This is a genomic window from Bacteroides sp. MSSM.1001136sp1_RTP21357st2_D2_RTP21359_211015, from assembly GCF_040913205.1.
Taxonomy (GTDB): domain Bacteria; phylum Bacteroidota; class Bacteroidia; order Bacteroidales; family Bacteroidaceae; genus Bacteroides; species Bacteroides ovatus.
This window is the reverse complement of the sequence record NZ_JBDFVF010000038.1, coordinates 13,280-28,765: the sequence shown is the minus strand read 5'-3', so window position 1 is coordinate 28,765 and position 15,486 is coordinate 13,280. Positions and strand designations below refer to the sequence as shown.

9 protein-coding genes are annotated in these 15,486 nt (G+C 42.7%); 1 reads left to right on the top strand and 8 read right to left on the bottom strand.

The annotated features are described in order from the left end of the window. Positions 1-89: 89 nt before the first annotated feature. Complete coding sequence (locus tag AB5217_RS20585) at positions 90-1,148, bottom strand: linear amide C-N hydrolase (RefSeq protein WP_022199491.1); 1,059 nt, start codon at positions 1,146-1,148, stop codon at positions 90-92. A 250-nt stretch (positions 1,149-1,398) separates the two neighbouring features. On the opposite strand from AB5217_RS20585, the gene AB5217_RS20580 reads away from it, so the two are divergent. Beyond that, positions 1,399-2,265, top strand: a complete 867-nt coding sequence (locus AB5217_RS20580) for a formylglycine-generating enzyme family protein (RefSeq protein ID WP_032843985.1) — start codon at positions 1,399-1,401, stop codon at positions 2,263-2,265. Between the two features lie 29 nt (positions 2,266-2,294). Here AB5217_RS20580 and AB5217_RS20575 read toward each other — a convergent pair whose 3' ends face one another. The 7 genes from AB5217_RS20575 to AB5217_RS20545 all read right to left on the bottom strand — a co-directional run bounded on the left by AB5217_RS20575 (position 2,295) and on the right by AB5217_RS20545 (position 15,469). Continuing rightward, positions 2,295-3,125 carry a hypothetical protein gene (locus AB5217_RS20575; RefSeq protein WP_032843986.1) on the bottom strand — a complete coding sequence of 277 codons (831 nt, stop codon included), beginning with the start codon at positions 3,123-3,125 and terminating at the stop codon, positions 2,295-2,297. Then, entirely contained in the window at positions 3,122-6,052 is a 2,931-nt protein-coding gene (locus tag AB5217_RS20570; RefSeq protein ID WP_055167742.1) for a tetratricopeptide repeat protein, read from the bottom strand. The genes AB5217_RS20575 and AB5217_RS20570 overlap by 4 nt, the downstream gene beginning before the upstream one ends. A gap of 26 nt (positions 6,053-6,078) precedes the next feature. After that, on the bottom strand, positions 6,079-7,170 hold the full coding sequence (locus AB5217_RS20565; RefSeq protein ID WP_008650264.1) for a carboxypeptidase regulatory-like domain-containing protein: 1,092 nt from the start codon (positions 7,168-7,170) through the stop codon (positions 6,079-6,081). A gap of 42 nt (positions 7,171-7,212) precedes the next feature. Further along, positions 7,213-9,252 (bottom strand): hypothetical protein, encoded by a 2,040-nt coding sequence (locus AB5217_RS20560; RefSeq protein ID WP_004321869.1) that lies wholly within the window; start codon positions 9,250-9,252, stop codon positions 7,213-7,215. 444 nt (positions 9,253-9,696) lie between these two features. Further along, complete coding sequence (locus tag AB5217_RS20555; protein ID WP_004321870.1) at positions 9,697-11,871, bottom strand: DNA topoisomerase 3; 2,175 nt, start codon at positions 11,869-11,871, stop codon at positions 9,697-9,699. A 256-nt stretch (positions 11,872-12,127) separates the two neighbouring features. Further along, the gene (locus AB5217_RS20550; protein ID WP_032843990.1) at positions 12,128-13,687 is read right to left on the bottom strand and encodes an endonuclease/exonuclease/phosphatase family protein; all 1,560 of its coding nucleotides are present in this window, start codon (positions 13,685-13,687) and stop codon (positions 12,128-12,130) included. Between the two features lie 24 nt (positions 13,688-13,711). Further along, on the bottom strand, positions 13,712-15,469 hold the full coding sequence (locus tag AB5217_RS20545) for a RagB/SusD family nutrient uptake outer membrane protein (RefSeq protein ID WP_022199127.1): 1,758 nt from the start codon (positions 15,467-15,469) through the stop codon (positions 13,712-13,714). Positions 15,470-15,486 lie beyond the last annotated feature (17 nt).

Genomic DNA, 15,486 nt, shown 5'->3' with positions numbered 1-15,486 from the left:
TTATAAACGATACATATAAAAGAGTGGTGAACAAGCTTGATTACAAGCATTTGTCCACCACTCTTTTATATATCTATCACACTGACAAATTACATGACCGGAGTCTCGAAAAGGAAGGTAAATGATTGGCTGTCTTTCAAATCCTTCACTGCATCACCTGCATAAATTTCGCCCTTTGTCAGAGACAGTTTCTTAATGCCGGCTTTCGGACTAAAATCAATTTTCTTCAAATCCAGCCAAAACAAATTCGGAGTCAGGGTAGATTCGAAATAATATACCTTATTCTTCTGATCGGATACGGAACGCCAACGGGTAGAAGATATATAAGGCTTCTCCGGTGTATTAATACCAAATGGCACGGAAACATTACGCATCACACTCAATACGCTGGAAACTGCAATCTTTGCATCCGCAATTTGGGGAATGGCATGAATGTAGAATGAAGCCCGTACAAAACGGTCGCTTGCCCGATTGGTTCCGGGTAACATCTGTAAGCCACCGATTTCTTTCCAGTAATCATTAATGGCCAACTGCTGTTCATATCGAGGAGAATTTGTCATCACCCGGTATTCTTTTCCTTCGTGAATACTTAATTTCCCATCCAGATATTCCAATACAGCCGTATTGCCTGTTTCATCGGTTATGGCCAGATGTAAGGTAGACTCCGGTCCTCCATTCGGCATACGGGGAGCATCAATGCGGAAAGTCTCCTTTTTCAATTCATCCACCGCTTCGCGTACCGTGGCAAAGTTATCAAGCACATACTGTGTCCAAATGCTGATGCCCATTGCCGGACGGGTATCGCCGGGAAGAGAGTAAATGGATTCCGGCAAGAAAAGCAGGCTAGCCACTAATCCTTTCTCGTTCATTCCGTCACAAGTACCTATATCATATCCTGTAGCAATCACACTTCCATATTTGGAAGTCCAGTTCACAGTTTTCTCTTTGTTATGTCCCATACGTTGGATACCACGCGGAAATACATAGATATTCGTCATGATATCTTCCTTCCAGTCCATTGTACGTCCTGTTATCACCATCTGGTCAGGGCCTATATACACTGCACGCGTACATGCTTCTACAGGCTGTATACTCATCAAAGAGACGGCAGCCAACACCAATGCAACTCCTGCTAATTTTTTCTTCATGTTCATTCTATTTAAATAATTGATCTTCTTATTTATAAATAACAAACGCGCCACGATTATTGCCTAAAAGAAAGAGGATTTTAATGAAAAAAAGGCATTTATTCAATGCAGGAAGAAATTTTGGGTTTTCAACGTATGAGGGTTATCATCACAAAGATCATTTCTTAGCGAAAAATATTAAATAAATTTAAGTGTTACTATTGCAGTCATTGCTACTTTAGTTCGTCCAATAAATAAACATACAATTATCATGATAAAAGGGTACACCAAACAAACTATAATCATTTGCTTTCTATTACAAGGAATCGCATTATCAAGCAGAGCGCAAGAACAACAAATGTGGCAACGATACCACGATAAATGTCGAAGAGAAGCAAGTATTATTGACACTCTCCCCTCCAAATTGGAAAAAGCCTTGCATTGGTCGCCGACAATAAATAAAGAACAAAAAGAGGTTATACGCTATATACTATGGAATATGGTTTATGTGGAAGGTGGTACAGCCAATCTCGGAGACAACAACAACTATCCCGTGGATGTAGCCTCTTTTTTCATCAACCGATATGAAGTTAGTCAGGATGAATGGTATGTCATTATGGGAGAAAATCCTTCTAACCAACACAGACGTAACTATCCGGTAGACCAAGTCAATTGGTTCAACGCTCAACGATTTACCCAAAAACTTTCTCAATTAAGCGGTCTACCCTTCCGTCTCCCCTTCGAAGCAGAATGGGAATATGCAGCACGTGGGGGACTAAAAACCAAGAATTTCATCTATGCCGGCAGCAATAATGCAGAACAGGTTGCCTGGTTTAGAGAAAAATATTACAATACTTACGTATCCAAAGAAACAGGAACGAAGAAGCCCAACGAACTGGGACTTTATGACATGAGTGGAAACGTATATGAATGGTGTATGGACTGGTATGACAGAAAGGTTCCTTTTACCGGAAACATCGCTCCGGTTATAAGCGAAAAAGATACGCATAAAGTGTTGCGTGGAGGTAGTTATTATACCTTCGAGAAATATTGTAAAGTCACCAGCCGCTACGGAGTTAACCCGCAACGATGGGATATTGATTATGGATTACGGCTGGTAGTGTCACTGCCAGATTAAAAGTACACAATCTTTGTATAGTGCTTACTTCATTTTCTATTCATTAGTTTGTACTTTTCCTCTAGTTGTTGTAACGCCTGCTTAAGCTGAATCGCTTTTTCTTGAGATACACTGCCTCCCTCTTTTTCATACCACTCCAACTGCTGTTTAATGAGCCTACGGGTAGTTTGCAATGACTGTTGCAATGAATCACGTTGCGCCATTTTGTTACTAAATTGTTCCACAATACCCGATGCTTCATAGATGTGTATAGCACCATCAATGTCTCCCTTCTCTACCAATGCCATAGCTTGTCGCTCCATGGCCGACAGCTCGTCCTTGTTGATACGTGCAAACTTATCGGCATAGTAATCCAGCAACTTCATACGCTTATCATACTCCTGACTGAGTTGTGACATCTCTTGTTCAAAAGTAGCAATATCTGCCTGCTGCAACTCACGTGTCACACGGAGTTCCTGCAATTTGCGTTCATACTCCCGCTGATAGTAACTCTTGCCTATGTTGTAGAATTTGCGCCTGCTCTGCTCAATATACCCTTTCGGACAGAGTACTACTTTATAGAGTATATCTCCACTTGCCACCCATTGCTCTACCTCTTTGAGATTAACGATCTCCATACCCTGTTTGCTGATACGGATATCAAAAAGAAGGTCGTCCGATTCCATGTGAGGTAGTTTCAGTATAAAAGTACCCGCGCCATCAGTGAGAGTAGGCACACCACCTTGTACAACAACCTCTACTCCTGCTACAGGAGTAAAATCAGAGTTCATTTTCACAGCCACTCCTTTGAGTGTAACTTGAGCCTGAATACCAAGAACACATAGCCCACAAAAAACTGATGACAACAAATATTTTCTCATGACAACAACTGAATGAGTAGATTTAGTGTAGGTTGATAGTCTTGACCTATGCGATCCTTCATCTGTTTACTGTAAAGCAATAAAACCGGAGCATAAAACTCTTCACTTTTATACAACTTACGAGTTTTGAGATGAGCCACCAGTTCTTTACCCGCTTGGACATCGGTATGTAAAACATGAAGTGCTAGTATGAAGGCCTGCTGAATGATCCCCTGACGGGCTGTTCCCATCTGTCGCATGGTTTGCTCTGCTTTATAAAAATCATTATCTAGCAGTAATGTCGACACCCAGTCATACATATAGGTATAACATTGCACTTTTGAGTTTGCATGATATTCATAAAATAAAGAGATAGTACTTTCATATATATCGAGAGCCTTCTGATAGTGGTGAGTGAAGTAAGCCAAATCTCCGCATTTGTTCAGGAACTGTATTTGCATATAAACGCCTCGAATAGGAGATTCCTCGGTCAAATTATTCATAACATCAGCTAATTTGGCAGTAATCTCTGAAGCCTGTTTGTATTGTTTATTCTGCATAGCATAGTAGAGGCATACAAAATAGTAGTCTGCCATCAGTTCGTGGTACATGAAGAGACTGGAGCGGCGCGCATCCTCTGCCTCGGTCATGAAACGATCAAAATAGGGCTTTGCCTCCTGTTTAGTGTGTATACATAGCACAGCCTGGGCCAATAGCGCACGGGCACGTCCGACAGCAGCATCTTGAGGTGGCATCTGATTCATGAGTTGAGAGATACGATTAGCTTCGTTCCACTGCCCCAGCATCATATAGGCCATCATTTGAATATACTTTAGCTGTGCAAAACTGTCGTTATCTCCCTCCCTTTTCTTCAATTCAGTTTCTATGGCAGGAGCATCTGCTACGACTTCCTGTGCCCGATGACCTGTGAGATTAAGCGACAGACGATTGAGTTTATTATAAGCCAACATACGGACATGTCCGTGCTGGGTAGCACACTTATCACTAAGATCATAAAAATAAAGAGCTGTATCTACATGCCCAGTATTGAAAAAAAGTGCTCCTAAAAAGGCATAACAAGCATTGACCTGCGAATAAACAGCCTTGTTGTCCTGACATGCTTTCAGGGTCTCAATAATCTCTTCACTATATTTCAAGATTTCATAACGCCCCAAATTGTAGGCGGCGTTGAGCGCTGTGAACCATATATTTATAGCATATTCTGACGCCTCGGTCTTCAGGAAAGGATGAATCTTTTCGATAGCATCGTATGCCTCATTATGCTGTTGGGTGTAATAGTAGCATTGATAGAGATTGTAATAGAGGTTATAATAAAGTTCGCGTTGTGTACTCTGCTCCTCGTCGGGGAGAGTGTTGAAAATAGCCAAGCCTTCTTCATCAGCATCCACCGCTTCGACATAGCGATCCAGCTCATAATAGGCAGCAGCTAACAACTGATAGATAGTAATACGCTCTATTTTATATTGAGAAGGATTGTTACGATACAATTTCTCTATGATCTCATCAGCTTTCAGATAGGCAGCTAACATCTCGTCATATTTCTTTTTATAATTGGCATTGTTTCCTTTCGCCACCCAATACTCTACCTGCGTATCAGCTTTAGCATCAGTCATATTAAGTTTAGCAATGTCCGCCTGGGCTTGTTCCAGCCCTTTCTTGTCGCCCATCACCCCATAGATAGTAGTCATGTTTTGATAACAGACCATAAGCTTAGATTCGTAGTCTGGTGCCTGTGTGGGACCTAAAGCTAATAGTATCTTCACAGCCTCTTTGAGCGAATTGAGCGCTATTCGGCAACCTTTCAATTTTGTTTCGGGAGTACCCTTACGTACCATTTTAAAGAGTACAGTCGATAAGTTGATATCAAGGTTTACAGTAAGTTCGGCTGTAGCCAGTATGTTCCGCGGTAACTTTTCGAGCAATTGTTGTGCTTTGTCAAAGTAGCCGATACTCTCATCCAAACGGTTCATATCATCATAGATAAGGCCTAGTTTCGTATACCAATCAGCCAAATCATAAGGTGTTTTGCTGTGCTCTATGGCTTTCTTGTAGTAAGTCTCTGCATCTGTAAAATTCCGTTGATGATAAGCAAAGTTTGCGTAATCGGCATTACGGTCCATGTGTGTGGGACTACTGTCAGCTATCTTCTTGAATAAATCTCCTGCCTTCCGGTAACTCTCCTCACCACCTTGTAACACCAATGTTTGTGCATAGCGTTCAACAGTGGGTATCATACTTTCGATATCTTCATCCCACTGTTTCTTTAAGCCAAGGTCATGAGCCAATCTTTTTTCCAATTGTAATCCTTCGTATAGTCCGATAGCCTCATCCAGCTTTCCCTGCGTCACTAGTTGTTGTGCCTGTTTTTCTATAGGTTCCAAATAGTCTGTATTGATAGCTACCAGCAAAGGTACATAACAGTCTAACATCTCTTGTGCAGTGTTCAGAGCCGCTTGTATCTCTTTCCGGCGTTGCATATAGCGGTCGCTATTCATTTTACCTTCCTCTTTGAGTTGTTTGAGTTGAGCCATGGCACTGGTATACTTAGCCTTCGCATTGGTTTTACCTATCTGGTAGAATTGCTCAACTCTAGCCGTATACTCCTCTTTAGCACACATATCTACCCGATAGTTTTTGGTAGGTGCATATACCCATTGGTTCACCATATGTTGATTAACCACCACCCAGTCACGATAGGCTATCTGTTGTATAAGTAGCCGCTGTCCCTCTATATGATTGGGTAGTTGTACCTCAAAACAGCCCCGCGCATCACTGGTAGTGGGTGTAGCCCCCTCTATCACTATATTTACTTGCGGCAAGGCTTTTTTACCAGAATTTTGTATCATTACAGTGCCGCGTTGGCTCTGTGCACGTATAACCCAAAAAGTAGCTGCACATAGCGCAACTGTAAGTAGGAGTTTTTTCATGAGTACACTGTTGTTTGAAGGTTATACTATTTTTTGCGCAAGGCTATGCGCATCTGCTCGGTAGGCGACGGAGCTACCCCATTATAATCCCAGATTTCGAAACCTGCTTTCATCACTGTGAGACGATAGCTAGTGGCTTGCTGCGATAATGGTACCTCTATCAAGAAGGAACCATCGGCCCCAGTTTGTGCAGAATAGCCCAGCACTTGTACACGAGCATCAGCCACGGGTTGTCGTTCTTCGTCGGTCACAACACCTTGTAGCACACCAGCATCATTATTACGACAGATGCTTAGAAAACAAGTATTGGTGTAACTTAGTGTAGTATCTACAGGCATATACCCCTTAGCTTTGAAACTTAGCGTGAAGTCGTCGAGCCAAGCATACTTGCGGTTGATGCCTTCAAATTCCACCACCTCTTGCAACGTAGCCAGTTCACGGGTTTCCACTACATCGGCATACTTCAGTGTGAGCGTAGCTCCCCGAAAGGGCAGTGTGGTAGATATATTCTCCTTCAGTTCGACCCTAAACGTCACAGGTTGCCATAACTGATAGGCCAGCAAGAAGAAAGCCACTATCACCACAGGCAGCAAACAAAGCAGTACAAAACGTCTAGTACGCGGTAAGTCTACAGGATTGGGACGTATGAAACCTTCATTTTCCAGTTGCGTTAACTGATAGTCAAAGTGATGAAACAGCTCATTGTAGTCGGCATAAGTATCACAGAAGTGTCCATATTCTTGCTCACTGTATTGTTTTAGTTTCTCCAGTAGTGCCGCGCCATGCTCGTCGCGTTTAGCATAAATGTAAATTTTTGGACGTTTACCACCACTCGCTTTCACTTGTTCAAAAGCGACTTGCAGTTCGCGTAGCGTATATTGCCCCAAACGAGTATGGAAAAGAAAAATCACAATATCACATTGGCGAATGTAATCATCGTATCTATTCTGCAGATGCTCCTCAGAAAGGTAGCTGGGAAAATCACGCCAGGTACGCTGTTCGAAGCAGATGGCACGTTTCCTATATCCCTTATTCTTCTGCGAAAAGTAGAGGTCCATCTGCAATTTATCTTCATCAAGTTCTGCCGACGAAGCAATAAAGACTTTCACGTTTTTCATGTATCTAAATGTTGTGCCGTTATATACGAATGTTATATGGATCTATTGATCGGCCAATCTATAAAGTTCATATCCTCCCAATGCCAATATGTAGGGCAAATTATAAATAACATCAGCATCCTTCTCTACCTCCTCGGGATGCCTTTGTAGTAGTTCGCTGAAAGGCATAATAAGAGGATGTAGCAAAAACACCTTATCCTTCACCTTAGCACGTTTCCAGCCGGCCACCGTACGCTCGGCATTCCATCGGTACTTCTCCATGCGCACTAACAGATACAAAACTTGGGCTGGCAGTTCTTCATTGAACATAGATTCGGATATGTGTGTCGGTGAGCAGTTACTCCGTCTGATGCCATAGCCCAGTGTGCGACAAAACACACTATAGGCATCTAGTTGATAGCGGTTAGCCCAGCGCAGCGGCTCGCTTAATTTATTCCATAGATATTGCGCCTGGTGGTTCATCAAAATAAAGTCGGCAGAGTGGTTGCCATAGGATTCATACATTTTCTTCAATACCTCTTTTTGTTTGAGGCTTTCATCAGCATAACAACAATCGTATAAGTAGTTCACATACAAAGCCAGTTTGTCTTGTAAGATGTTTTTCTTTATTCCCCTGTCTACCATGCCAAACACTTTGACATAGCGATAACGTCCCTTCTCATCGTCCACCATTGACGACAAATCATTATTAAATTCCTGACGGATAAGCACACGACACTGATATTGATAAACTTCATGCGGCAAGTTTAGTCCTAATGAAAGGCTCAAATCGGGATCATGCACACAAATAGCCACTGTAAGCATACAATGCTTATTTTGTGCCCACTGCTGCAGGCGGGTACGCATAGCAGTACTACAAATGTCGTCATGGCAATATTCCACCTCAATATCATCTATTTGATTCTCTATATAGGGAAATTGAGCTTTGAAGTAGTCTTCCTGTGCCTCCATCTCGCGATCTACTAAAGTGATGCGGGTACGTATACGTTCATCTGCAGGCAGGCGGTCATCATAATTGGCATAATGGCAGATACGTAGTGCTTCGAGTAGCAACGAGCGTCCCACTCGGTTGAATCCCACAATAACCAAATGCACATAGTCTTGACTGGTAGCGCTCCAACTTCCATCAGGTTGTTGCGTTATGCTTATGGGACGATAATCCAGCGGATCATAACGCCTTTCACAATCGGCTGCATAAAGGCTCCATAGCTGCCGGGCCAAGTTTTCGTGGAGATTAAAGGGGCGAAAGAAAATATTAGGCTTGCCTTCTATACAAAAGACTTCGGGCGGCAGATTCATTTTCTGTATATTGGAATATGAAGGGATGCTGTCGAACTGTACATACACAGGCATCATCTTGCCATCAGAACATTTACCACGCAGAGCACTCACCAAATGCACAATAGCGATATTTTTAGCATCGCGCCCGTAACGTTCTTCATCACCCAACACATACACTTCAATAGCACTCTCTATGTTCAACCGCTGGAGTTCCTCAATCGACTCAATGTTGCCAAAGTAAACAAGCACTTGTCTCTCTATCTCGATGGGTAGGGCCGACTGTATACGATGGCGCACTGTCGCCGCCTCTATACCGCTCATCAGCAAGATGCGTGCTGAAGGACATTCGTCATACAGTTCGCGTATCATATTGATAGACAATTCATTGAATCCTATTAGCACATAATGATTTTTTATATTACGGTAGGTCATTCGCCCTGTGTATACCACCCCCACACGCCGCTCTATAATATTAGAGATGGTAGAGATGAGCACACCGCCCAGTAAAACGGATCCCGAAATGCTGATAAGTCCCACTAATATCCTATTAGGCCAGGCAGTCTCTTCTATTTGGTTACCGGGATCGACAAAGTTATTGTACACCACCCAAAGTCTTTCTCCCCATTCCTCGTGTCCATGCAGTTGGATGGAAAAAAGCATCGCGATAATAAAAAAGATAGTCAGCACCGTAGCAATGGTAACGAGTAGCAAGGTGAGCTGTGACTTGATACCTCCCGAAATGGTGCGATCCATGTACTCTTGTGAGAATATCTTCTTGTAGTAGTTAATAAAGCGGTTCATCTGAATAATTTATTGATAGTCGTATTTTATAAGTAGAACATTTAGAGTTGTGTACAAATATAGTGTTTTTTAATAAACTATGTAGTTTTTCACATAACTATTTTCTACAATGCACTTTACCTTGTTATTGTGAGGCATATAATATGAAATTAGGTAAGATACACTATTTCTATGCAGGTAATGTCTCTATTATTTAAAGTTTTTCAGTGCAGGAATTTATTATCTTTTATGCACTCGGGTAGTTGTCCCATTACAATGGGACAATAGTCACCTTATAGAATGACTAATGTCACTTTATAAGGTGATATTTGTCATTCTATAAGGTGACTATCTATCTCCGAAAGAATGAAAATCACTAAAGATACAAAATTAATCAGTGAAAAGCAATAGTGAGGCAGGAAATATAACCATACTGCCAATGGATTTAATTTATTCCAATACAGATTAGAAATTCTTCCGGAAAGTACATCCATTTCTCCATTCCGAACACCCGTAAGCAGTCTTCCCCTTAATGATAGTTCCTTTACCACAAAGTGGACAGGGTTGGCCAACAAAAGCATCTACCCCACCTGTTGCAGAAGGAGTTGAAGCAATTGTAGCCACCGGAGCCGGAGAACCGGGCAAATCAGCCTTCACTTCGTTCGTCGTTTTTTCCGCTTTTGGTTTCTTTTCTTTCGGTGTACTTGGTTTTCGTTCACGCTTTTTAGGCTCTTTCTTTGCTTTCTCTTCGGCTTTTGCAGCTACTGCATCCTGAATAGTAATACGTCGATTCGTATTATCAGAAAGTACGCTCATCACGATTTCCGAAACCATCTGTTTCAGTTCTTCGAGAAACTGGCGGGCATCGTATGTCTTCTTTTCAATTTCGCGAAGCTTCTTTTCCCAAATACCTGTCAGTTCCGCCGATTTCAATAATTCTTCGTGAATGAGCTGCACCAACTCCACTCCTGTCGGGGTGGCAATCAGGTTCTTTCTCTCCTTACGGATATAATTTCGTTTGAACAGTGTTTCAATGATGGCAGCACGGGTAGACGGCCGGCCGATACCATTCTCCTTCAAGGCATCACGAAGTTCATCATTATCTACCAGTTTTCCGGCTGTTTCCATTGCACGGAGCAGTGTTGCTTCGGTATAAGGTCTGGGCGGCTGTGTCCATTTCTCGTTCAAGTCGGGAATGTGAGGACCACTTTCACCCTTCACAAAGGTAGGGAGTACATTTTCATCCTCTTCCTCTTTTTCTTCAGTAGGATCTTTTACGTCCTTTGCAAACACGACACGCCATCCCGGTTCCAGGATTTGTTTTCCGGTCACCCGGAATTCTATCTTATCCACTTCTCCCATGACGGTAGTAGTAGAAATCTTACAGTCCGGATAGAATACGGCTATAAAACGACGGGCTATCAAGTCATAGACACGACGTTCCATATCCGTCAGGTTTTGAGCATAGACTCCGGTGGGGATAATGGCGTGGTGATCCGTCACTTTCGAGTTGTCAAATACCTTTTTCGATTTAGGAAGTGTAGTGCCGGCTAACGGAGCTGTCAAGACTTCGTAATCACGGAGTCCTTTCAGGATAGCAGGACATTTCGGGTAAATATCGTCACTCAAGAAAGTAGTATCAACACGCGGATAGGTAGCTACCTTCTTCTCATAAAGAGACTGAATCAGTTTCAGCGTTTCATCAGCCGAATAAGCGAATTTCTTATTACATTCTACCTGAAGAGAAGTCAAGTCGAACAAACGTGGGGCGAACTCTCTCCCATCTTTCTTGCCAACACTAGTGACTACAAACGGAAGATCCTTTATGCGTTCTACCAATGCCTCGCCTTCTTCCCGGTTAGCGATAGGGTCGATACCCGGATTATCTATTTTCTTTTTTCCACCGTTCTTTTCTTCTTCCGCAGCAATTTCTTCATCACTTTTGCGGATAAGTGCGGAAAAAGTGGTATCCCGATAGTTGGTTTTCAGTTCCCAGTATTGCTTGGGTTCGAAATTAGCTATTTCCAACTGACGGTTGACAATCAGTGCCAGAGTCGGTGTCTGTACACGACCGATAGAGAGTACCTGTTTATTTTGACCGTATTTAATGGTGTAAAGACGGGTGGCGTTCATTCCTAATAGCCAGTCACCCATTGCACGAGAAAGTCCGGCTTCATAGAGTGACTGAAAATCTGTCTGATCTTTCAGCTTCGCAAACCCTTCCCGGATAGCTTCTTCTGTCAATGAAGAAATCCACAGACGTTTCACCGGACAGCGTGCACCTGCTTTCTGCATCACCCAACGCTGAATCAATTCTCCCTCTTGCCCGGCATCACCGCAGTTGATGATTTCATCTGCGTTCTGCATCAGTCCCTCGATAATGTGGAATTGTTTTTCGTAGGTAGGATTCTCTATCAACTTGATGCCGAAACGTGGAGGAATCATTGGCAGGCTACCTAAATTCCATGATTTCCAGTTAGGCGTGTATTCATGCGGCTCTTTCAGGGTACAAAGATGCCCGAATGTCCAGGTCACCTGGTATCCGTTTCCTTCTATATATCCTTCTTTTCTGGTATGAGCGCCGAGTACTTCGGCTATATCGCGTGCTACTGATGGCTTTTCGGCTATGCAAACTATCATTTTTTCTCTTCTTGTTTTTACACTAACAGTTTACAAAGTTACACGATTATTTCTCATTGACCGCATGAAGAGAGAAAAAAGTCCATAAAGGCATAGATCGGAGAAAGAATGATAACTTCAACTGAATAGTTTTCAAGATGTACCGCTTTCTCCTTTTTTATACCACTCCATTTGATGTTTGATAAGCTATATAATGAAGCTGCACAGTTCTACACACGATATGTGCATAGCTCTGTGCAGCCTCTCTATAACGTTTCTATTTTAAACCGGAGAAATCACAAAAAAGAGGATAATGTGTAGAAGCAACGGTCACATCTACTCCCGACAGACTTTCTATCACATCAGCCTGTGTCACATTTACGTTGTGACTCTTCAAAGACACGATAAAGTCAAGGCGACGTTTCTTACCACTGACTTCGGTAGACTTATCGGCACTAAGAAGATTCCAGTTACTCTTCACCATTTGGAAAAATTCGCTTTCCAAGTCGCCCTCATTGAAGTATCCTAACAAGAATGCAGGTTTATTATAGGCAGACAGTTTCGTTTCTAACGTTTGAAGGGCCTCTATACGCTTTGCCATATCCGTATCGAAGTTGGTACTGGCTACTACAAACTTTTCATATTCCACTACCATGGCTGCACGCATCTCGCTCTTTCCCGCCATTTGGTATCTGTCTACACTTACAGGTTCTTCTTTTGTCAGTATACCAACACCGAATTCACCGCCTTTATAATCAATGGCTTTAGCAAAGTAATCATGCATATTTGCTTTCTGTGCCAGTACGTTCAACTGGTCGATACCTTCCGAACGTTCCGTCTCCTTATCCAGTCCCTGCAAGCAGACAATATCCGCATTCATTTTGGCGATAATACGTCCTGTCCGGTCGTAATCAATCACGCCATCTGTACCTTTACAATAGGTCAGGAAATAGTTACCTATGCGCAGGTCACCTTCTGCCTTCGGATATTCTTCAAGTCCGGTCGGCTTCTTAAAATCACAATAAAGTGGATAATGGTCGGAAGTTATTGCTACGTTGACACCATCCAGGTTGTATATTACATTCGATTTTACCACAGTGGTAGGTGGAGTTTTCAAAGTAACGACAAAATCAATCCGTTTGGTAGCCTGTCCGGTAGGAAAAGTGTTTTCTGTAGAACTGACAACCTCCCATTCTTTCTTCAGTTCCGTAAAGAATGTGCCATTCATCAAGTCCTCGTTAAAGTCACCAGCCATATAAACCACTTTATTATATGTTTTGGCAAGGTCTGTGAGCTGTTTTGCAGATTCAACTCTATTATTCTCTTCCAAAGCCAAGTGGGTGGAGATAACTACATAGTTCTCAAATTCGGCTATGGCAGCAGAACGGAGTTCGGCACCGGGAAGGGGATAAGTCTTCGTGCTGATCGGCGTCCCTTTGAACAAAAGGCCATTACCGTATTCACCACCCTGGTAAGCGATTGACTTACTAAAATAGTGATTCATGCCTGTTTTATCCGCCAAGGTTTTCAGTTGGTCGACTTTATTACTGCGGGTAGTCATGTAGTCCACTTCCTGCAGGCAAACGACATCGGGTTCCATTCCGTTGATAACAGCGGCTGTCCTGTCATAATTAATCACGTCATCGTTACCGGCACAATGCCTTATATTAAAGGTCAACACTCTAAGGTTCCCCTCCCCTTTCGGATAAGTATAGGAAACTTCCTGTTTACCGTAAGGTATCATATTATCGAATTTAGAGTTGTCCATGTCGTCGGCACAGGACAAGTTGGCAAACACGGTTGCCAAAAGACATATATAAGAAATCATATTTTTCATAAGAATTTATATTTCTGAATCTAATTAATTAAAGTTCAATCCGTCATTCCAACCGGGATTCTGTGTTATCACACCATTGGACAAAGTACGTTCGCTGATAGGAACAGGGTACAAATAATCTCTGTCTTCATTCCATTTCTTGGTAATCAGACTATGACAGATGATATAACCACTTTCGCCATTCGACAAGCGAATCTGCTCGCCGATCTCTAAATATAAAGGTACATTTCCGGCAGGTTTTGTTCCTACGTAGAAACAGACATCATCCGTACCGTCTTTATCTAAATCGTAAGTTCCGGGCCCGGGAACATAGATTCCCAGCAGATCGTTCTCAAATAGTTTACCTTCTTTCCAACGCATGATGTCGTAATAACGGAAACCCTCCATTGCCAGTTCGATGGTTCGTTCGCGACGGATTTCAAGGATTACTCCCTGATTGGCTCCTTTCACATTCGGATAACCTGTGGCGGCACTCATCAAATACGGGTCGGGTTTTGAATTTGCCAGTTCCATATCCAGGTTAGTCATTCCTACCCTGTCTCTAAGTAATTTAATAGATTTATTGATGTCGGCTTGCTTCAAAGTGCCTAGTTCGGCTTTTGCTTCTGCAAAATTCAGATACACCTCTGCCGTGCGGAACAGGGGAATATCGTTGCACGATTTATTATATTCATCGTAGTTAGCCGTCATCGAATATTTTATCAGGTGATATCCGGTCATGGTATAAGCCAGGTTCGGGGCTTCTTTCTTTGTACTTCCGATTCTCGTATATCCAGGGGTACGGATGGTTTGTGCCAGTCGCGGATCCCGATTCTGACATTCCTGATCGAATGTCATCGTTTCATAACCGGCTTTATCCGTGAAACGGCTTCCGTCCGCCATCAGATAAGAATTCACAATCTTCTTGTTCATTCCCGGACGTCCCATTGTGGTGGAGTTCTCATAATTCTGCACATTATGAAGCACAGAAAGAGAAGCTTCATAGTCACGCCCGAAAATCACTTCATCCGCTTGTAGATTTATGGAAGCGAATAAATCCCTGTAAGGTGTGCTGCCCGATTTATAGAGTGTATATCCGCTTTCGTTCATAAAGGTTTCAGAAGCCGAGACACAAGCATTCAGGTATTTTTCACAATCCTCCAGTCCATGATATTTGCGGAAAGTACCCTCAAACAGGCAGACACGGGATTTCAGTGCCAATGCCGTCCACCGGGTCAGTACATACGCATTCTTCGTTTTCGGAAGATTGGCTATCGCAAAATCCAGGTCCTCCAGCATTTTCTGCATGACAAATTCACGTGAGTCCCGGGCTTTATACAATTCGGGATCATCCGAGTCGAGTGCTTTGTCATACCAGGGAATATCGCCATATCTCTTCACCTTCTCAAAGTAGAAATAAGCTCTGAAAAAACGGGCAACACCATCGTAACGGTTACGGGCATTCACTTCCGTGCAGTTATGGGAATACTGCAGATAGAAATTAATATCGCGAAGTGCCGTAAAATTCCAACCGTTTCCTTCATCGGGTATGATGCGCTGTCCGGACATTTCGAGCATCAAGTCGGACTTGACAATCAAATCGGACGACTCGGAATAAATATCGACAGCGGACGGAACCAGATTGTTATAAAACTGATTCGTAAATAATCGCAACTCATCTTCAGTCTTGAAATATACATCCGGATACAGGCGGTCTTTGGGTGTCTTATCCAACCAATCGTCGCAAGACACGAAAGATATCGCCAACGCGAACAACCAAGATACTATATAAACAGGTTTCATAATTCAAATATTAGTTA

What these genes read in the sequence shown, in the direction of transcription:
- AB5217_RS20565 (WP_008650264.1), bottom strand. Translation starts at nt 7,170, where the DNA reads ATGAAAAACGTGAAAGTCTTTATTGCTTCGTCGGCAGAACTTGATGAA.
- AB5217_RS20550 (WP_032843990.1), bottom strand. Translation starts at nt 13,687, where the DNA reads ATGAAAAATATGATTTCTTATATATGTCTTTTGGCAACCGTGTTTGCC.
- AB5217_RS20555 (WP_004321870.1), bottom strand. Translation starts at nt 11,871, where the DNA reads ATGATAGTTTGCATAGCCGAAAAGCCATCAGTAGCACGCGATATAGCC.
- AB5217_RS20560 (WP_004321869.1), bottom strand. Translation starts at nt 9,252, where the DNA reads ATGAACCGCTTTATTAACTACTACAAGAAGATATTCTCACAAGAGTAC.
- AB5217_RS20570 (WP_055167742.1), bottom strand. Translation starts at nt 6,052, where the DNA reads ATGAAAAAACTCCTACTTACAGTTGCGCTATGTGCAGCTACTTTTTGG.
- AB5217_RS20580 (WP_032843985.1), top strand. Translation starts at nt 1,399, where the DNA reads ATGATAAAAGGGTACACCAAACAAACTATAATCATTTGCTTTCTATTA.
- AB5217_RS20585 (WP_022199491.1), bottom strand. Translation starts at nt 1,148, where the DNA reads ATGAAGAAAAAATTAGCAGGAGTTGCATTGGTGTTGGCTGCCGTCTCT.
- AB5217_RS20545 (WP_022199127.1), bottom strand. Translation starts at nt 15,469, where the DNA reads ATGAAACCTGTTTATATAGTATCTTGGTTGTTCGCGTTGGCGATATCT.
- AB5217_RS20575 (WP_032843986.1), bottom strand. Translation starts at nt 3,125, where the DNA reads ATGAGAAAATATTTGTTGTCATCAGTTTTTTGTGGGCTATGTGTTCTT.